Here is a 17,696-nt window from a genome sequence, read left to right as displayed (position 1 = left end):
TTACTCCGTGCGGATGCGCGGATCGACAAGCCCATAGGCGATATCGACCAGAAGGTTGATGCCGACGATCATCAGCGACAGCACGGTGATGACGGCCTGAAGCACGGGATAATCGCGCGCGCCGACCGCGTCGAAGGCGAGCGTGCCGAGGCCTGGCCAGTTGAAGACGCGCTCGATAACGACGATACCGCCCAGCAGCCCGCCAAATTGCAGGCCGAAATAGGTGATGAGCGGAATGGCGCAGTTGCGCAGCGCATGTTTGTAGAGAACCTTGCTTTCACTGAGCCCCTTGGCGCGCGCCACCATGACGTATTGAGAGCGCAGCGTATCCAGCATTGCCGTGCGCACAAGGCGTACATTGGTGGCAGTAAGGATCACACCCATGGTGACCGCGGGCATGATGTAGCTCGCAAAACCGCCCATGCCGCTTGGCGGCAGCCAGCCAAGCGTGATGGAGAACAGCAGCACCAGCATGGTGGCCAGCCAGAAGTTCGGGAAGGAAAGGCCGATAAGCGAGAAGATGCGGATCACCTGATCGGCCGTCTTCCCGCGCGATGTTGCGGCCTTGATGCCGAGCGGGATGGACAGCGCAATCGACACCGCCATGGAGATGAAGGCCAAGAGCAGCGTGGCGGGCAGGGCATCGGCGATCAGGCGCGAGACCGGCGTGCTGCCGGTGAAGCTGCGGCCGAAATCGAGCGTCACCAGGCCCTTGAGGAAGCTGAAATATTGCACGAAGAACGGCCGGTCGGTGCCGAGCGCCGCACGGATGCGCGCCAGATCATCTTCCGTCATGCTGCCGCCGCCCTGGAACATGGTGACGGCGGGGTCACCCGTCAGGCGGATGGCGAAAGAAACGAGAAGGGTGATGGCGATGACGACAAAAATCGCCTGCAGCAATCGCTTGATGAGGAAACCGGCCACGTTTTTTACCTTGAAGAGAGACCCGGCCTTGCCCGCATTGCGGCGGGCAAGGTGTGTTGATCAGAAACCAGCCTGATTATTCGACGGTAACGTCGGTCAGTTTCAGGCGATTGTCAGGCGGTGCGACAAAACCCTTGACCCGCTTGTTGATGCCGTAAATGGCATTGGTGTTGTAGAGCGGGATTTCCAGCGCGCGTTCGGCGGTGTAGCTGCCGATTTCCTTGAGAATCTTTTCGCGCTCGGCGCGGTCCGTCAGCGGACGCTGGGATTCCAGGAGCTTGTCCAGCTTTTCGTCCTTGTCATAGGGGTTCCATTTTTCACCCGAGTGATACATGGAATAGGCGGTGTTATCGTAATCGAAGGTCCAGCCGCCCCATTTCTGCTGGAACATCGCGCCGGTCTTGCCCTGCGGAATGATGTCGTTCAAGAGAACGTTGGTTTCATAGGGCTTGATGGTGGCGGTGATGCCAACCATGGAGAGGTAGCTGGAAATGACCTGCGCCACTTCGTTCATCGTCGCGTCGTTGCCGCGGATGTCGATCTGCAGCGCCGCACCCGGCTTGACGCCGGCTTCCGCGAGAAGCTTCTTGGCGCCTTCAGGATCGTAGGGCAGCGGCTTCAGTTCCGGGTCGTAACCGAAGGACAGCGCGCTCTGGAAGCTTGCGATTTCCGATGCCTGGCCGGCAAGGATCGACTTGACGATCGTGCCGCGGTCGACGGCCATGATGATGGCCTTGCGGACCTTCGGATCGGCGGTGATGCCGTCACGGGTGTTGAAACGCAGCGCATCGACGGTCGGACCGGGGACGCTGACGATCTGAAGCTTGGAATCGCCCTCGATGACCGGGATCATGCCGATCGGGATGGTGGGCGGAATGACGAGATCGACGCGGCCTGCCTGCAATTCGGCAACGGCGGTCGCCGGCTCTGAAATGAAGCGGTATTCCAGTTCGGAAAGCTTCGGTGCGCCGCCCCAGTAATCCGGGTTGGCTTCAAGCTTGATGTTGGTCTTCGGTGCATAGGATACGAATTTGAACGCGCCGGTGCCGATAGGGTTGAGGTTAAAGTTGTCCTCACCCTTTTCCTGGATATATTTCGGCGGCACGATCATGCCGCCATAACCGGCAAGCTTGGTGAGCAGAACCGGATCCGGCGCCTTCAGCTTCATGTCGACGGTGTAGTCGTCGATGACATCGACGCTTTCGATGGCGACATAGTTGGAGCGCTGCGGGCCCTTGGCACCCTGTTCGCCAAGAAGGCGCTCGAAGGTGAACTTGACGGCGGCGGCGTTGAAGGGCTCGCCATTGTGGAACTTGACGTTCTGGCGCAGCTTGAAGCGGATGCGCTTGCCCTCATCCAGCTCTTCCCAGGATTCGGCGAGGCCGGGCACAACCTTCAGGTCCGGGCCGCGATAGGTCAGGCCATCGAAGATGTTGGTGGCGACAGCGGCCCATTGAACGAGGAAGGTGTCGATCGGATCCCAGCTGCCCGGATCCTGCGGGCTGGAAATGGTCATCTTGCCGGCGGCAAGAGCCGGTGCGGCGGTCAAGGCCGTTGCGGCCATGGCAAGCGCGACGAACGTTGTCGTCATCCCCTTCTTGATTATTGTCATCTACCTGTTCCTCTTCAGATGGTTGTGGTTCTGGTTGTTATTCAGGCGCTCTTCGCGATGAAGTGGCCCGGATTGATTTCCTCATGGGCGAGAATGGCCGGCTCATCGCCGACACGGCGCACGGGATTGGGAATTTCGCCCTCGATCATGGCAATGCGGCGCTCGATGGTCGGATCGGCGACCGGCACGGCCGACAGCAGGCGCCGGGTGTAATCATGCGTGGGGGTTTCGAAGACCTGCCGGCGGCTGCCCATTTCCATGATCTGGCCGAGATAAAGCACGGCGACGCGATGGCTCATCTTTTCCACGACAGCCATGTCATGGCTGATGAAGAGATAGGCGAGCCCGCGCTCTGCCTGCAAATCCATGAACAGATTGATGATCTGCGCCTGAATGGAGACATCGAGCGCCGACAGCGCCTCGTCTGCAATGATGAGCTTCGGATCGGAGGCAAGCGCGCGGGCAATGCAGACACGCTGGCGCTGGCCACCGGAAAACTCGTGCGGATATCGCGCGGCGTGCTCGGAGGAGAGGCCCACACGCTCCAGCAATTCATCCACCCGCCGCTTTACGGCTTTCTGATCATTGATCAAACCATGGGTGTTGATCGGCTCGGCAATCGAAAAACCAACCGTCTTGCGTGGATCGAGCGAGGCAAAGGGGTCCTGGAAGATATATTGCACTTCCTGACGCATGCGGAAGCGTTCCGCCGCCGACATCTGTGCAAAGCTGCGGCCGTTGAAGGTTATTTCGCCCGAGATGGCCGACTGCAACTGCTGGATGGTGCGGCCGATGGTGGATTTGCCAGAGCCGGATTCTCCCACCAGCGCCAGCGTTTCGCCGGCATGAATATCGAAACTGACCTTCTGCACGGCGCTGCACCGGTGCGTTGCCTTGCCGAACAGGTTCTTGCGGATATCGAAGCGCACGAACAGGTCCTTGACCGACAGAAGCGGTTTCTGGTCGTATTTCGCGGTATTTTGCACGCGCTCTTCACCGATCACGACCGGCTGGCCATCCTGCAGCACGGTGAGCGGCAGGCGCTTCGGAAAGGCTTCACCTTCCATGCTGCCAAGGCGCGGAACGGCGGAAAGCAGGGCGCGCGTGTAAGGGTGCTGCGGATTGGCGAAGATATCCTTGACCGGACCTTCCTCGACCTTCTTGCCCTTCCACATGACGACGACGTCATCGGCCATTTCCGCCACCACGCCCATGTCATGGGTGATGAAGACCATGCCCATGCCGAGCTTCTTTTGCAGGTCGCGCATGATGTTGAGGATCTGCGCCTGAATGGTCACGTCGAGCGCCGTCGTCGGTTCGTCGGCAATGAGAAGCTTCGGGCGACAGGCGAGCGCCATGGCAATCATCACACGCTGGCGCATGCCGCCGGAAAGCTGGTGCGGGTATCGCTTCAGAAGCTCGGCTGCATCGGGCAGGCGTACCATTTCGAGAAGCTTCTGTGCTTCTGCCATCGCTGCCTGCTTACCCATCTTCTCATGCAGCACAAGCACTTCGCAGATCTGGTCGCCGATGGTGAAGACGGGGTTGAGCGAGGTAATCGGCTCCTGGAAGATCATGGCGATCTCCTTGCCGCGGATCGAGCGCATCTCTTTCTGAGAGGCCTTCAGCAAGTCCCTGCCTTCAAACAGGATTTTGCCTGTCGGATAGGTCGCGCCCATCATGTCCGCAAGGCGCATGGTGGAGAGCGACGTGACCGATTTTCCCGATCCGGATTCGCCGACGATCGCCACCGTGCGGCCGGGCTCGACGCGAAAGGAAATATCGTCCACGACGCGGCTGTTGCCAAACTCGACGCTCAGGCCTTCGACGGACAGCAGGGCGTTTGCGTTTGCGGCAGTCATGTCAGTGTCTCCGGCGTGGCCTGCGCCGGTGAAGCGGCGCGGTGGTCTGGAAAAGGAAAAGGGCGATGGGCAGGCGAGCTACGCGCAACGGCGGGCGGGAATGTCGAAAATGTCGGGTGAGATCGCATCTTCAGGATGCTTTTTCACAGGGAGCCGCGCGACAATCGATGCCCCGCATTAAGAGCCGCAGTGCCGCCGCACCCGTGCCGGTTACATCCATGGCAACCACCCGACGCGAAACGCCGGATGCCAATTCGACAATGCGCATGAAACCTTATTCTCCCCCGCCCTTGTTTTATGGAAAAAGCTAACAAAACAGAACAATCATGTCCATAGTGTTGAACAATTTTTGTGTACTGCTCTACAAATACGCATATGCACCGATTTTGAGCGCGTGTTCCTGCACAATGCTTCGCAAAGAGGCGTGTATTCCGCCTGTAGCGCCACTAAAAACGCTGAGAAGAACGAAGAGGAATGGGGAATACCGTGCATGAACAATAGGGCGGGCGCAGTCAGGCTGAGGGGTTTTCTACGATGCTTGTCCAAGCATGATGTCGATCTGGTCCGGCGCCACCTTCCTGAACATCTTCGCCTGACGAGAGAGGAACCCGGCTGCATTTCCTTCGAGGTATCCGAGACAGACGATCCCCTGATCTGGCGGGTTGAGGAGCTTTTTGCCGATCGTGCCGCCTTCGATTTTCATCAGCAGCGGACGCGGGCGTCGGAGTGGTTTATGGCGACCTCCGCCATTCCACGCGATTACGAGATAACGACATTGGAATAAATGAGAACAGGCCGTAGCGGCATTCCTGCCGGCTGCAGCCTGTTCGGATTTCGCTGCCGAGACCTATTCCTTCGGCATGCCAACCGGCGGCGCAAGGCGTCGTTGCGCGGCAATGCGGAAGGGGGCGTTCATGGCACCATAACCGCCGTAAGCCCCGCGCCTTTCGATGATTTCGAAGAAGAAACCTTCGCCGAAGGTGCGGCTGTAGATCTGGAAATATTCGCCATTGTCGTCGCGGTCATAAAGGATGCTCGCCGCTCGCAGCGCATCGGAAAATTCCGGCTCCAGACCGAAACGGGCCTCCAGATCGTCGTAATAATTGCGCGAGATCGGCAGGGCCTGAAAACCGCGCGCCTGCATCGCCCTGGCCGTCGCGAAAATATCGTCGGTGGCGAAGGCGATGTGCTGGATGCTGGTGCCGAAACCTTCAGCGAGGAATTTGCCCGCGAAGGTCTTGCGATTGTCGGCGCCGTTCATGGTCAGGCGGAAATGCGGTGAGGGTACGCTTTCAATCGCCTGGCTGCGCACCAGCCCGCCCGGATCGACCACATCGATCATCGGTGTGCGGCGGGTAGAAAACAGCGAGGTGTAGAACAGAAGCCACGTCAGCATTTCATCGTAATGCGTTGTTTGCGCAAGATGATCGATCCTCTTAAGCCCGGCATCGCCAGCTGGTTTATTGTCGCCGACTGTCGCAAACTCATTGTCCCAGATGGAAGCAAGCGCCGGCGAATCGTCGAGGAAATAAATGACACCGTTGCCCACGCCCTGAATGGCCGGGACGGCGACTTCGCCCGTCTTGCGCGGCTCGGCGAAGGTGGGCGCACCCAGCGCTTCAGCACGCGCCAGCGCCGCTTTGGCGTCATCGACCTTGAGGCCGAATGCATACGCATTGGTGCCGTGGATGGAATAGGACGCCCCGGCGAAACTGTCGCCGCCATCACTGGTATTGATGACGATGCGGATATCGCCCTGGGTGTAGAGGTCGACATCGCGATTGCGGTGATGTGCGGTTTTCTCGAAACCGAGCGTGGCGAGCAGCGCCTCCAGATTGATCTTTTCTTCCGGCGCCGTGGTGAATTCCACGAACTCCACGCCCCGCGTCTCAACCCGGTCCGGCATGGCGGGCACGTCGATTCGGATATCCGGCTCAAGACGGCGCACCTGATCCATCAGGTTGACGAGCGAGCGGTGGCCGTCCTCGGCGAGCAGCCGGGCCGAGCCGCCGCGGAACTGGTCATTGAAGATTTCGAGCGACAGCGGGCCGCTATAACCGGTTGCAGCCACGGCGCGCATGAAATCCACGACAGGCAGATCGCCTTCTCCCGGCATGTTGCGGAAATGGCGGCTCCAGTAGAGCAGGTCCATGTCGATCAGCGGCGCATCGGCCAGCTGGACGATGAAAATCTTGTCGCCGGGAATGGAACGGATGGAATTGGGATCGATCTTGCGCGACAGCGTGTGGAAACTGTCGAGAATGATGCCGACATTGGCGTGGTCGGCACGGCGCACCACTTCCCAGGCATCGCGGTGATCGCTGATGTGACGGCCCCAGGCCAACGCCTCGTAACCCACGCGCACGCCATGTTTTGCGGCGAGTTCGCCCAGCTGATGGAAGTCGGCGGCGGCGCGGTCTATGCCGCCGAGCGAGACCGGCGAGACATTTGAGCAGATCAGCATCAGATCTGTGCCGAGTTCGCCCATGATGTCGAATTTCCGCTGCGCTCTCTCGAAGGCGCGGGCGCGGTGCGGCTCCGGCATGCCCTCGAAGTCGCGGAACGGCTGAAACAGGGTGATATCAAGTCCGTGGTCGGCAGCCAGTGCCTTTACCTCGCGCGGGGAGGCGTCATAGGTCAGGAAATCGTTTTCGAAAATCTCCACGCCGGAAAAGCCGGCCTTGGCGATCGCCGCCAGCTTTTCGGGGAATTCGCCACTGATCGATACGGTTGCAATGGATGTGCGCATTGGCATGCCGTGTCCTGCTGTGTCATAGCTCGCCATATTGCCTTCCTTTTCAGCCTTATGTACTGATTGGTTAATAAGCAGGGCGTGACCGCAGGCCGCCGCCCCACCGATGGAATGGATGATGACCAAAACTGCGACTTTGAACGCGACCCGAGAAAGCCGGCAGGCGAAGCGTGATCCGGAAGGAGTTCGCCGCGACATTCTTTCGGTGGCCATGGAAGAGTTTTCGCAAAATGGCCTCTCCGGCGCCCGCATCGATGAAATAGCGGCGCGCACGCGCACGTCCAAGCGCATGATCTATTATTATTTCACCGACAAGGAGAGCCTTTACCAGCGCGTTCTGGAGGAGGCTTATGCCAAGGTGCGCGGCGGCGAGAGCGATCTGGAGCTCGATGATCTGGAACCGGCTGCGGCGCTCGACAAGCTCTGTCGGTTCACCTTCGATCACCACCGGCGCAATCCCGCTTTCATTCGCATGGTGATGATCGAGAACATCCATCACGGCCGGCACATGCAGTCCTCCGAAACGATCCGCCAGCTCAACCGTCCGGCCATCGATGCGCTGGAAAGCGTGCTGCTGCGAGGCCAGCAGAGCGGCGTCTTCCGCGAGGGCATCGATGCGCTGGAATTGCACTGGCAGATCAGCGCGCTGTCCTTTTTCAACGTCTCGAATGTCACGACGTTCTCGTTCATCTTCGGCGACAGCCTGTTCACCGATGCGGGACAGGAAACATTGTCGCGGCATGTCAGCGACATGGTGCTGCGTTATGTGCTGACGCCCGCCCATATCACGACGAGCGCGAAAGACGGCCAATGAGGTGGCGCAGCGCCACGTCATAACCTTCGATGCCGAGGCCGGCGATCACGCCTTCCGCGCGGGTCGAGACATAGGAGTGGTGCCGGAAGACCTCGCGCTTGTGGATGTTGGAAATGTGGACCTCGATCACCGGCCCCTCAAAGGCATTGAGCGCATCGAGGATGGCCACCGACGTATGGGTAAAGGCGCCGGGGTTGATGACGATGCCTGCGGATTTGCCGCGGGCTTCGTGAACCCAGTCGATCAGCTCATATTCCCGGTTGCTCTGGGCAAAAAACAGTTCGTGGCCGGCGGTTTCTGCGATCCCGCGGCAACGGGACTCGATGTCAGCGAGCGTTTCATAGCCGTAGATTTCCGGCTGGCGCTGGCCGAGCAGGTTGAGGTTCGGGCCGTTGAGGATGGTGAAAAGACTCATGCCACCCCCTCCGCCATGCACAGCTCGGTGAAATGTGCGGTCATGCGCGCAGCGTCCGGCTCGCGGCCGCAGAAGAGGCGGAATGCGCCAACGGCCTGAAACACCGTCATGCCGCCGCCGGGCAGGGTGCGACAGCCCTTTTTCGCCGCCGTTGCCAGCAACTCGGTCACGAGCGGCATGTAGACGATATCGGCCACCCAGTGTCGTTGTTCGATCAGGGCGGCCGAAACCGGCATGCCGGGATGGGCGGGCATGCCCATTGGCGTGGCGTGGATCAGGCCATCGGCAAAGGGCAGGGAAGCGGCCGGGTCGCCAACGGCAAAGGCGCGCCCTTCTCCGAAGCGGTCGTTGAGTTCGCTCGCCAGGCGCTCGGCCCGGGGCAAATCGCGATCGAAAATATCGAGTCTCATAATATCGAGCTTCAGGGCGGCATGGGCGACAGCCACGCCGGCGCCGCCTGCGCCGACCAGCAGCGCCCGATCACGCTTTGCATCCGGCAGGCCGCGCACGAAGCTTTCGTAAAAGCCGTACCAGTCCGTGTTATGGCCAATGCGGCGGCCGTCGCGGAAGACGACGGTATTGACCGCTCCAAGCATGCGGGCGTCATCAGAAAGTTCGTGCAGATGCGCGATGACGGCCTGTTTGAACGGATGGGTGATATTGGTGCCGGCAAAACCGCGCGCCTCCAGCTCATCGAGCAGATCGGGAAGGGCGCTTAAGGGCAATTTGCGGGCGGAGACATCCACCAGCTCATAAGAATAGTCGAGACCATGGGCTGCTCCCTCGCGCATATGCAGCGCGGGTGACTTGGATAGCTGGATATCGGCGCCTATCAGGCCGACCTTGAATGCGGTTTTGTCTGTCATGATCTCGGGTCGTTCATCTGTTCGGCGGCGGGCATCGCCTGCCTTCGGGTTGCTGGCGAGGTGTTGAAACCTCGCCGTCGTCATCCTCGGGCCTGATCCCGGGGATCTGTCATCCGCTGGCTCCATGGATCCCCGGGCCTGTCCCGGGGATGACGCTGTCTCTGCGCGGGAGGTCGCCAAGAGTTCCCCGCGGAGCGCGAACCTCAATGATGGGCGAGAATTTCGCCAAGGAACGTGCGGGTACGCTGGTGCTTGGGATCGCGGAAGAATTCCTCCGGGGGGCCTTCCTCGATGATCTCGCCTTCCGACATGAAGACCACGCGGTCGGCCACCTGCCGGGCGAAACCCATTTCATGCGTGACGCAGATCATCGTCATGCCGTCGCGGGCAAGACCGATCATGGTGTCGAGCACTTCCTTCACCATTTCCGGATCGAGGGCCGAGGTCGGTTCGTCGAACAGCATCGCCTTCGGTTCCATACACAGCGCCCGCGCAATCGCCGCGCGCTGCTGCTGGCCGCCGGAAAGCTGGGCGGGGTACTTGTCGGCCTGGTTGAGAATGCGCACGCGCTCCAGATATTTGCGTGCCGTCGCCTCCGCATCGGCCTTCGACAGGCCTTTCACCCGCATGGGCGCCAGCGTGCAGTTTTCCATGATGGTCTTGTGCGGGAAGAGATTGAAGCTCTGGAACACCATGCCCACTTCGCGCCGAACCGCATCGATGGCGCGGCTGGAATCCGAAAGCATGGTTCCCTCTACTGTAATCTTGCCCTCCTGGATCTCCTCCAGATGGTTGATGCAGCGAATGAGGGTGGATTTGCCCGAACCGGACGGGCCGCAAAGAACGATCTTCTCGCCCTTGCGAACCGTCATGTTGACATTTTTAAGCGCGTGGTAGGCTCCATACCACTTTCCGACCCCTTCAAGGGCGATAAGCGGAACCTGTGCGGCGGCGGATTGCGGCATGGAAACCTCCAGATTACTTCACGGTGAAGGGGATGTCGGGAAGGCTGTCCGGGAAGGCCGGCACTTCGCGCTTCATCCATTTGTCGTAAATCTTGGCGAGCTGACCATCCGACTTGATCTTGTCGAGGAAGGCGTTGATGGTTTCGTTCCAGTCCTTCTCGCCCGGGCGGGTGCCGGCGCCGTTATACATGGTCGTCAGTTCGAACTTTGATTCGTACTTGCCCTCGGCGGCCTTGTTCAGCCGGTCGCCGTAGAACATGTTGCCGCCCACGGCTTCGACCTGGCCCGATATCAGCGCCTGAATATTGGCGGCGTCGTCATCGAAGCGCAGGATATTGGCTTTGGAGCCGGCACCGGCAGTAATCGCCGTGTCCATGGCGCTCGACTTCGGCACGCCGACATTGATGCCGGTCAGATCATCGTAACCGGCGATCTTCTTGTCCTTGGGGGCATAGACGGAAAACACGTTGCCGACATAGGGCTTCGAATACTGGATGCTCTTGGCGCGCTCGGCGGTCATGGCCATGGTGGCGAAGAGCACGTCGACCTTGCCGGTCAGCAGCGCCGGGATGCGGTTTGCGACGGCGAGCGGCACAAACTCGGCCTTGACGCCGAGATAGTCCGCGAAGGCCTTGCCGATATCGGCATCGAGACCATCCTGCACGCCGCTGGAATTCACGAAGCCCCAGGGCGAATTGTCACCCTGAATGCCGATGACGACCTTGCCCTTGGCCTTTGCCTCTTCAACGGTCCCGGCGAAAGCATCGCCCGGTGTCACGAAAGGCAGCGCAACCGTTGCCGCGGCGAGCGCGAGCAGGGCGCGACGCGAGAATTTCATGCTGGTGGTTTTCATCTTTTGCTCCTCCTTACAAAGCTGATGAGATGGTTTTGACGTTTAACGGGACGCGGCCTGCAGCCGCTTTTCGACGCCGGCGCCCCACAGGGAGAGCGGCCAGCAGATCAGGAAATAGATGATGCCGACGAGGGCGAAGACGGTGAGCGGGCGGAACGTCTGGTTGGAGACGATCTGTCCGGCGCGGGAGAGCTCGACGAAACCCACGATCGCCGCAAGCGAGGTGCCCTTGATGAGCTGCACGAGGAAACCGATGGTGGCCGGCAGTGAGATCTTGAGCGCCTGCGGCAGGATCACATCCTTCATGCGTGAGACGTAATGCAGGCCGAGCGCATTGGCCGCTTCCGTCTGGCCCTTCGGCACAGCCTGGATGCCGCCGCGCCAGATTTCACCCAGAAAGGCGCTGGCATGCAGCGTGAAGGCGATGGCAACGGCGATCCAGGCATCGACATTGAGGCCGGCGAGCGCCACGCCGTAATAAACGACGAAAAGCTGCATCAGGAGCGGCGTGCCCTGGAAGATGGCGATGTAGGCCGTGCTTGCCCGCTGGATTGCCGGGCTGTCCGCAACGCGGGCGAGCGCCACGCAAAGGCCGAAAATGCCGCCGCCGATAAAGCCGATGATGGTCAGCGCAAGGGTCCATTTCAGACCCTGCAGCAGGAAGAAGAGTTCGTTGGGACCGATGGATGCCATTGTCTTTTCTCCTCACTTGACCGGATAGCTGAAGGAAAGGCGGGAGATGAGCGAGAAGACGGCCATCATCAGCGAGGAAATGACGAGATAAAGCAGCGTGATCGAGAAATAGACCTCGAAGGACCGGAACGTATCCGCCTCGATCTTCTGCGCGACCGAAGTCAGCTCGTAAGCGGCGATCGAAGTGCAGACCGACGTCGTCAGCGTCAGCATGATGAACTGGCTGGTGAGTGACGGATAGACCGCGCGCAACGCCGGCTTCAGGATGATATGGCGGAAGATCTGCGCCCGGTGCAGGCCGAGCGCGAGGCCCGCTTCCACCTGGCCCTTGGGGATGGAATCGACCCCGCCTCGAATGATTTCAATGGCGTAGGCGCCACCGTTCAGGGCCAGCGCAATGATGGCGGTGACGGTGGGATTGAGCTTGATGCCGATCTGCGGCAGGGCGAAGAAGATGAAGAATATCTGCACCAGAAACGGCGTATTGCGGATGGCTTCCACAAAGCCGATGACGATGCCGCGCAGCAGCCTGAAACGCGAGCGTCGGGCGACAACCCCGAGAACCCCGATGACGGTGGCAAGCGACATGCCGGCAATGGCAAGGCCGATCGTCGCCAGACAGGCTAAAAGCAGCTCGGGCAGCCGGTCTATGACCGCTGAGAAATCGAGACTGTAAGACATTCTTCCTCCCAACCCCTTCGGGTCCGGACAGGCTTTGCGCCTTGTCCGCATCGCTCTGGAACCGTGCGGCGCCAAAGCCCTCCATTTGTCGATTTTTGCCGCTGCGGGCTTCGAACCCTTGTCGGCGGCGTCTCGTTAATCTTAATGTTTGTACCAGTTAGTTCATTTTTGTGTCAAGCGCCATATCCGGTTAAAAAGCGGCGTCGCCGCTGTTTTTTTGTTTTTTGAAATTCCCGATAAAGTCTTTTTTATCAATGGCTAATGCAAAGGAGCGCAAGCGCTTTCCGCACGTCACCATGTCGCCACCGGCCGCCCGTCTGGCAGTCCCTTGAAGCCCTGGTCTATGGAAGATGCCGATCGTCCTGAGGCTCGTTGTCGCCTGCGCCCAACCTGTCTATCTGCCCCGCCAACCGCTCGGCGATCAACAGCGAGGCTCCCGTTGCCGTCACCATTTGTGGGAGCGACAGCCATTCCAGCATCCAGCCCGCACCGGACCTTTCCTGTTCGTGCACAAGCGACTGGTGCAACGCCGATATGTGCACGGCATTGAAGCGCGCGAGCGTCACCAGCGTTTCGGCATTGACCGGGTTTTGTTTGTGCGGCATGGCCGAGGAACCGCCGCCTCCGGAGAGGCGGATTTCCGTGCCGAGTTCGGCCATCAGCGCGATGTCCTGCCCGAATTTGCCGAGCGTGCCCGTGATCAGCGAAAGCAGACCGGAAAATTCGGCGATGCCGTCACGCTGGCTTTGCCATTGTGGCCGATCGGCAAGGCCGAGGCGCCTTGCCAGATCGATGCGCACGGCTGCGGCATTGTCACCGAGCTTTTCGAGCGTGCCGGCCGCGCCGCCGAATTGCAGGGCGAAACCGGTCTGCGCGAAGCTCTGGAGCCGCAGCAAATGGCGCTCCAGCGGTGAAATCCAGCTTGCCGCCCGATCGGCGACCGTGATGCCGATCGCGGCCTGCATGCGGGTATAGCCCGTCAACGGATTATGGCCGTCGCGGGAGGCGAGATCTCCCAGCGTATCGACGAGACGCCCGAGCCGCATGGCGATGATTTCCGCCGCCATTTTCAGCCGCAGCATCAGGCTGGTATCGATGACATCCTGGCTGGTCGCGCCGAAATGCACCTTGTCCGCTGCCTTGCCGGCGACCGCCGCCCGCATCTGCCGGATGAGTTCGGGAACCACAACGCCGTCCTTTGCGACGCCGTGGCGAAGGGCGGTGATGTCGGCGGCAAAGTCCGACAGGCCTGAGACAATCGCTTGTGCCACCTCATCCGCAAGGATGCCAGCCTCCGCCTCCGCCTCCGCCAGCGCCGCTTCGAAACGGATCATGGCGTCGATATCCGCCCTTGCCGAAAACAGCTCGACGATTTCGCTGTCGCCGAAAAGGCCTGAGAGGAAAGGGTGCTCGAAGGGGGAAAGGCTCATCGTCCGTCTCGCTTTCTTTTGCGCATATCGTTGTCGCAAAACCGCTGCACACTTTTGCGCGATATGCGTCAGATATCGAAAAACACGGTTTCGCCTTCGCCCTGCAGACGGATATCGAAACGATAAACGTTGCCTTCTTCCTTTTTCGCGACAAGCGTGGCGATGCGGCTTTTCTGCTCGATGCGGGCGAGAACGGGATCGGCGGCATTGGCCTCCTGTTCTTCCGGGAAATACATACGGGTCTGCAGGCCGATATTGATGCCACGCGCGACGATCCAGAAGGTGATGTGCGGCGCCATCGGCCGACCGTCGCGGAACGGCACCGAGCCGGGCTTGATGGTTTCGAAGACGAATTCGCCCGTATCCATGTCACCGGGCGAGCGGCCCCAGCCGATGAAATTCGGGTCGGCCTTGCCGCGCGTTTCGCTCGGGCTGTTGTAATAGCCGTCGGTATCGGCCTGCCATATCTCGATCAGCGCATCCTTGAGCGGCATGCCGGCGCCGTCATAGACCGTGCCGCGCACGCTGATGCGCTCGCCGCGGGCCTTGTCGTTATAAAGCGGGCCGGAACCGAGATCCTTCTCGAACACGCCTTCGATGCCGACGAAATTGGGTGTGCAGCCGATATGCACATAGGGCCCTGCCGTCTGCGAGGCGGTTTCCTTGAAATAGTTGAGCGGCTGAACCATGGTCAGTTGCCCTCCATGCGGTTTTCGAAAAGGGTGGAGCGGCGACCGCGCAGCACGATATCGAACTTATAGGCGAGCATGTCCATCGGCAGCGTCGCATTCATGTCCAGTGGCGCGATCAGTCTCCGTATCGCATCCTCGTCCGGAATGGTTTTGACGATCGGACATTTCCAGATCAGCGGATCGCCTTCGAAATACATCTGGGTGATGAGGCGCTGCGCGAAACCGTGACCGAAGATGGAGAAATGGATATGGGCCGGCCGCCAGTCATTGACGCCGTTCGGCCAGGGATAGGCGCCTGGCTGGATGGTCTTGAACCAGTAATAGCCGTTCTCGTCGGTGATCGTGCGGCCGACGCCGCCGAAATTCGGATCGATGGCCGCGAGGTAGCTTTCCTTCTTGTGGCGGTAGCGACCGCCGGCATTGGCCTGCCAGAATTCCACCAGCGCGCCGCCGACGCCGCGACCGCGCTCGTCCAGCACCCGGCCGTGAACGAGAATACGCGGGCCGACCGGCATTTCACCGGGGCGGGCATAGTTGAGGATGAGATCGTTATCCAGCGGGTTCAGCATGCCATGGCCAAAAACGGGACCGGTGATCTCGCTCTTGGTTCCCTCAAGAGATATCAGGGCGCGTTGCGGCGAGCGCAGGATCGAGGTCTTGTAGCCGGGCGCATAGGCCAGCGGGTGAATATCGCGGTTGCGCGCGAAGAAAGGCCCGGTTTCTGGTGGCTGGTTGCTCATTTCGTCTCCTCCCCATCGCCAGTTTTATCAAGGAAACTATCGGCTTTCATGCTGGCCAGGGCAAGCTTGGCAATCTTGAAAGCATGATTGGCGGCAGGCACGCCGGCATAGATCGCCACGTGCATCAGCGCCTCGCGAATATCCGCCTCGGTTGCGCCGGTATTGACGGTGGCGCGCACATGCATGGCAAGTTCTTCGTCCTGGCCCAGCGCCGCAAGAAGGGCGATGGTGACCATCGAGCGCTCGCGTTTCGTCCATTGATTGCCGGACCAGACGGTGCCCCAGGCGCCTTCGGTAATGAGCTGCTGAAAAGGCTGGTCGAAGCCCGTCGTCACGGTCTGGGCGCGGTCAACATGGGCATCTCCCAGCACGGAGCGACGGGTCTTCATGCCCTGTTCGAAACGTTCGTTCTTGTTGTTCTGGTCCGCCATCGGTCAATGCTCCGGCAAGGTCTTGAGAAAAATGCACGCGGCCTGCGCGTAGGCGAGTGGCTGTTCAAGGCAGGGAATGTGGCCGCAGCCGGCGATTGTTACAAAGCGGCTTGCGGGAATGAGGTCCGCCAGCGATTTTACCAGTTCCGGCGGTGTCGATCCGTCCTGATCGCCCACGATACAAAGGGTCGGCACGGCAATGCGCCCGGCGGCCGCGGTAAAATCCGCGTCGCGGATGGCGGCGCAAGTGCCGCTGTAACCGGCTTCCGGCTGTTGCGACAGCATGTTGCGTGCACCGGCATAGGCGGCATTGTCAGGCGTGCGGAAGGCGGGCGTGAACCAGCGCTCCATGACGGGATCGACCAGCGAGCCGAGGCCATCGGCAGAGATTTTGTCGATGCGGGCGTTCCACATGTCGGCCGTGCCGATCTTGTGAGCGGTATTGCTGAGCACGAGTGCGCGGACGAGATCGGGCCGGCGGGCATAAAGCCCCTGGGCAATCAGGCCGCCAACGGACAGGCCCCAGATGACGGCACTTTTCACACCGAGATGATCGAGCAGCGCGATCAGGTCACCGGCATGGTCGTCGATCGAATAGGGTGGGCGACCGATATCGGAAAGCCCGTGGCCACGCTTGTCGTGCAGCACGTAGGCATAGTCATCGCCAAGCACCTCGATCACCGCATCCCAGATGCGGAAATCCGTACCGAGCGAATTGACGAAGGCGATGACCGGCTTGCCGCTGTCCAATCCCTTGACGCGATAATGGATCACGGTCTCGCCGCAGCGCAGAAAATGCATGATGGCTCCTCCTGCCGGGGATATTGCAAGCGGGTTCCGGTTAAGTAAAATGACATTATCGATGAAAATCATAACCACTGGATTATACGAGCGATGGTCGACCAGCGTATCAAGTTCCGCCACCTGCAGACCTTCGTGGAGGTTGCGCGGCAGAAAAGCGTTATCCGCGCCGCCGAAATACTGCATGTCAGCCAGCCGGCGGTGACAAAAACGATCCGCGAACTGGAAGAGATTCTGGGTGTCTCGCTATTCGACCGGGAAGGTCGCGGCATTCGCATCAGCCGCTACGGCGAGGTTTTCCTGCGCCACGCCGGCGCGACGATGACGGCGTTGCGACAGGCGGTCGATTCGGTTTCGCAGGAGGCGGCGCGCGCCGGTCCCCCGGTGCGGGTGGGTGCTCTGCCCACGGTTTCGGTCCGCATCATGCCGAAGGCGATGGCCGGTTTTCTGGCGGAAAAGACCGGCAGCCCGGTGAAGATCGTGACGGGCGAAAACGCTGTTCTGCTGGAGCAGCTGCGGGTCGGCGATCTCGATCTCGTCGTCGGCCGTCTCGCGGCGCCGCAGAAGATGGCCGGGTTTTCCTTCGAGCATCTCTATTCGGAAAGGGTGCGCTTCGTGGTGCGGGCTGGCCACCCGCTTCTGACGCCCGGTGTTTCAGTGTTCGATCACCTGCATGAATATCCGGTGCTGATGCCCACACGACAGTCCGTCATCGGTCCTGTCGTGGAACAGTTTTTGATCGCCAACGGCGTTCCGGCCCTGCCGATCCGCATCGAAACCGTATCCGACGCCTTCGGTCGCGCCTTTCTGCGCACCAGCGACGCGATCTGGATCATCTCGGAGGGTGTCGTGGCGGCGGATGTGGCCGATGGCATCCTCGAAATTCTGCCGGTCGAGACCGGCGATACCAGCGGCCCGGTGGGACTGACGGTGCGGGCCGATACACAGCCCTCGCTGCCGCTTTCGCTGCTGATGCAGTCCATACGTGAGGCGGCGGGCGAGTTGCTGGATGGGAGGGCGGAGGCTGGTTCTTGAGATGAGGGTGAGGGTCGGAAAAGTCTGAGAACCTGTCCTCCGTCATTCCGGCCTTGAGCCGGAATCCAGCCACGGCGCGTCTGCGCCGTGAAAAGAGTCCTTTTTGCGATCAATGACTTGATCGCGCTGG

General features: G+C 60.5%; 18 protein-coding genes. 3 read left to right on the top strand and 15 right to left on the bottom strand.

The window, feature by feature from the left end; translation table 11 throughout:
• From QE453_RS00895 to QE453_RS00885, 3 genes are all read right to left on the bottom strand, one after another.
• Window positions 1-924: an ABC transporter permease gene (locus tag QE453_RS00895; RefSeq protein ID WP_037092271.1), complete on the bottom strand. Its 924-nt coding sequence runs from the start codon at window positions 922-924 to the stop codon at window positions 1-3.
• A gap of 76 nt (window positions 925-1,000) precedes the next feature.
• Window positions 1,001-2,536 carry an ABC transporter substrate-binding protein gene (locus QE453_RS00890; RefSeq protein WP_113382267.1) on the bottom strand — a complete coding sequence of 512 codons (1,536 nt, stop codon included), beginning with the start codon at window positions 2,534-2,536 and terminating at the stop codon, window positions 1,001-1,003.
• 41 nt (window positions 2,537-2,577) lie between these two features.
• Window positions 2,578-4,398, bottom strand: a complete 1,821-nt coding sequence (locus tag QE453_RS00885) for an ABC transporter ATP-binding protein (RefSeq protein ID WP_309776183.1) — start codon at window positions 4,396-4,398, stop codon at window positions 2,578-2,580.
• 490 nt (window positions 4,399-4,888) lie between these two features.
• On the opposite strand from QE453_RS00885, the gene QE453_RS00880 reads away from it, so the two are divergent.
• Window positions 4,889-5,182: a putative quinol monooxygenase gene (locus QE453_RS00880; RefSeq protein WP_309776182.1), complete on the top strand. Its 294-nt coding sequence runs from the start codon at window positions 4,889-4,891 to the stop codon at window positions 5,180-5,182.
• Window positions 5,183-5,245: 63 nt separating this feature from the next.
• On the opposite strand, the gene QE453_RS00875 is transcribed toward QE453_RS00880, so the two are convergent.
• A complete protein-coding gene (locus QE453_RS00875) occupies window positions 5,246-7,147 on the bottom strand; it encodes a bifunctional sugar phosphate isomerase/epimerase/4-hydroxyphenylpyruvate dioxygenase family protein (protein WP_045531797.1) in 1,902 nt (633 codons plus the stop codon).
• Window positions 7,148-7,268: 121 nt separating this feature from the next.
• Between QE453_RS00875 and QE453_RS00870 the strand changes: the two genes are divergently transcribed.
• Window positions 7,269-7,964 (top strand): TetR/AcrR family transcriptional regulator, encoded by a 696-nt coding sequence (locus tag QE453_RS00870; protein ID WP_042936849.1) that lies wholly within the window; start codon window positions 7,269-7,271, stop codon window positions 7,962-7,964.
• Here QE453_RS00870 and aroQ read toward each other — a convergent pair.
• The 11 genes from aroQ to pcaD all read right to left on the bottom strand — a co-directional run bounded on the left by aroQ (window position 7,936) and on the right by pcaD (window position 16,531).
• On the bottom strand, window positions 7,936-8,379 hold the full coding sequence (gene aroQ / locus QE453_RS00865; RefSeq protein WP_004445128.1) for a type II 3-dehydroquinate dehydratase: 444 nt from the start codon (window positions 8,377-8,379) through the stop codon (window positions 7,936-7,938). The genes QE453_RS00870 and aroQ overlap by 29 nt on opposite strands.
• Window positions 8,376-9,245 carry a shikimate dehydrogenase gene (locus QE453_RS00860; RefSeq protein WP_034497559.1) on the bottom strand — a complete coding sequence of 290 codons (870 nt, stop codon included), beginning with the start codon at window positions 9,243-9,245 and terminating at the stop codon, window positions 8,376-8,378. Before QE453_RS00860 ends, aroQ begins: the two co-directional genes overlap by 4 nt.
• A gap of 203 nt (window positions 9,246-9,448) precedes the next feature.
• Window positions 9,449-10,210 (bottom strand): amino acid ABC transporter ATP-binding protein, encoded by a 762-nt coding sequence (locus QE453_RS00855; protein WP_004445125.1) that lies wholly within the window; start codon window positions 10,208-10,210, stop codon window positions 9,449-9,451.
• 13 nt (window positions 10,211-10,223) lie between these two features.
• Window positions 10,224-11,063 (bottom strand): transporter substrate-binding domain-containing protein, encoded by an 840-nt coding sequence (locus tag QE453_RS00850; RefSeq protein ID WP_006700221.1) that lies wholly within the window; start codon window positions 11,061-11,063, stop codon window positions 10,224-10,226.
• A gap of 42 nt (window positions 11,064-11,105) precedes the next feature.
• A complete protein-coding gene (locus tag QE453_RS00845; protein WP_004445121.1) occupies window positions 11,106-11,756 on the bottom strand; it encodes an amino acid ABC transporter permease in 651 nt (216 codons plus the stop codon).
• A 12-nt stretch (window positions 11,757-11,768) separates the two neighbouring features.
• Window positions 11,769-12,437, bottom strand: a complete 669-nt coding sequence (locus tag QE453_RS00840) for an amino acid ABC transporter permease (protein WP_004445120.1) — start codon at window positions 12,435-12,437, stop codon at window positions 11,769-11,771.
• Between the two features lie 341 nt (window positions 12,438-12,778).
• Window positions 12,779-13,867 carry a 3-carboxy-cis,cis-muconate cycloisomerase gene (locus QE453_RS00835; RefSeq protein WP_004445119.1) on the bottom strand — a complete coding sequence of 363 codons (1,089 nt, stop codon included), beginning with the start codon at window positions 13,865-13,867 and terminating at the stop codon, window positions 12,779-12,781.
• Between the two features lie 68 nt (window positions 13,868-13,935).
• Complete coding sequence (pcaG, locus tag QE453_RS00830; protein ID WP_004445117.1) at window positions 13,936-14,556, bottom strand: protocatechuate 3,4-dioxygenase subunit alpha; 621 nt, start codon at window positions 14,554-14,556, stop codon at window positions 13,936-13,938.
• 2 nt (window positions 14,557-14,558) lie between these two features.
• Window positions 14,559-15,299 carry a protocatechuate 3,4-dioxygenase subunit beta gene (pcaH, locus tag QE453_RS00825; RefSeq protein ID WP_004445116.1) on the bottom strand — a complete coding sequence of 247 codons (741 nt, stop codon included), beginning with the start codon at window positions 15,297-15,299 and terminating at the stop codon, window positions 14,559-14,561.
• Window positions 15,296-15,730, bottom strand: coding sequence for a 4-carboxymuconolactone decarboxylase (pcaC, locus tag QE453_RS00820; RefSeq protein ID WP_309776181.1), 435 nt, complete (start codon window positions 15,728-15,730; stop codon window positions 15,296-15,298). The genes pcaH and pcaC overlap by 4 nt, the downstream gene beginning before the upstream one ends.
• 3 nt (window positions 15,731-15,733) lie before the next feature.
• Window positions 15,734-16,531: a 3-oxoadipate enol-lactonase gene (pcaD, locus tag QE453_RS00815; RefSeq protein WP_309776180.1), complete on the bottom strand. Its 798-nt coding sequence runs from the start codon at window positions 16,529-16,531 to the stop codon at window positions 15,734-15,736.
• Window positions 16,532-16,624: 93 nt separating this feature from the next.
• Between pcaD and pcaQ the strand changes: the two genes are divergently transcribed.
• Window positions 16,625-17,566 (top strand): pca operon transcription factor PcaQ, encoded by a 942-nt coding sequence (pcaQ, locus tag QE453_RS00810; protein ID WP_309776179.1) that lies wholly within the window; start codon window positions 16,625-16,627, stop codon window positions 17,564-17,566.
• Window positions 17,567-17,696: the final 130 nt, after the last annotated feature.

Origin of the sequence: Agrobacterium sp. SORGH_AS_0440 (assembly GCF_031453135.1) — a bacterium.
GTDB classification, from domain to species: Bacteria; Pseudomonadota; Alphaproteobacteria; order Rhizobiales; family Rhizobiaceae; genus Agrobacterium; species Agrobacterium pusense.
Note: the sequence above shows the minus strand (reverse complement) of the source record. Positions and strands in the feature narration are given on the sequence as shown.

Excerpts from the sequence above, each read along its gene's own strand:
- QE453_RS00890 (WP_113382267.1), bottom strand. The coding sequence starts at position 2,536 with ATGACAATAATCAAGAAGGGGATGACGACAACGTTCGTCGCGCTTGCC.
- QE453_RS00885 (WP_309776183.1), bottom strand. The coding sequence starts at position 4,398 with ATGACTGCCGCAAACGCAAACGCCCTGCTGTCCGTCGAAGGCCTGAGC.
- QE453_RS00880 (WP_309776182.1), top strand. The coding sequence starts at position 4,889 with ATGAACAATAGGGCGGGCGCAGTCAGGCTGAGGGGTTTTCTACGATGC.
- QE453_RS00875 (WP_045531797.1), bottom strand. The coding sequence starts at position 7,147 with ATGCGCACATCCATTGCAACCGTATCGATCAGTGGCGAATTCCCCGAA.
- QE453_RS00870 (WP_042936849.1), top strand. The coding sequence starts at position 7,269 with ATGACCAAAACTGCGACTTTGAACGCGACCCGAGAAAGCCGGCAGGCG.
- aroQ (WP_004445128.1), bottom strand. The coding sequence starts at position 8,379 with ATGAGTCTTTTCACCATCCTCAACGGCCCGAACCTCAACCTGCTCGGC.
- QE453_RS00860 (WP_034497559.1), bottom strand. The coding sequence starts at position 9,245 with ATGACAGACAAAACCGCATTCAAGGTCGGCCTGATAGGCGCCGATATC.
- QE453_RS00855 (WP_004445125.1), bottom strand. The coding sequence starts at position 10,210 with ATGCCGCAATCCGCCGCCGCACAGGTTCCGCTTATCGCCCTTGAAGGG.
- QE453_RS00850 (WP_006700221.1), bottom strand. The coding sequence starts at position 11,063 with ATGAAAACCACCAGCATGAAATTCTCGCGTCGCGCCCTGCTCGCGCTC.
- QE453_RS00845 (WP_004445121.1), bottom strand. The coding sequence starts at position 11,756 with ATGGCATCCATCGGTCCCAACGAACTCTTCTTCCTGCTGCAGGGTCTG.
- QE453_RS00840 (WP_004445120.1), bottom strand. The coding sequence starts at position 12,437 with ATGTCTTACAGTCTCGATTTCTCAGCGGTCATAGACCGGCTGCCCGAG.
- QE453_RS00835 (WP_004445119.1), bottom strand. The coding sequence starts at position 13,867 with ATGAGCCTTTCCCCCTTCGAGCACCCTTTCCTCTCAGGCCTTTTCGGC.
- pcaG (WP_004445117.1), bottom strand. The coding sequence starts at position 14,556 with ATGGTTCAGCCGCTCAACTATTTCAAGGAAACCGCCTCGCAGACGGCA.
- pcaH (WP_004445116.1), bottom strand. The coding sequence starts at position 15,299 with ATGAGCAACCAGCCACCAGAAACCGGGCCTTTCTTCGCGCGCAACCGC.
- pcaC (WP_309776181.1), bottom strand. The coding sequence starts at position 15,730 with ATGGCGGACCAGAACAACAAGAACGAACGTTTCGAACAGGGCATGAAG.
- pcaD (WP_309776180.1), bottom strand. The coding sequence starts at position 16,531 with ATGCATTTTCTGCGCTGCGGCGAGACCGTGATCCATTATCGCGTCAAG.
- pcaQ (WP_309776179.1), top strand. The coding sequence starts at position 16,625 with ATGGTCGACCAGCGTATCAAGTTCCGCCACCTGCAGACCTTCGTGGAG.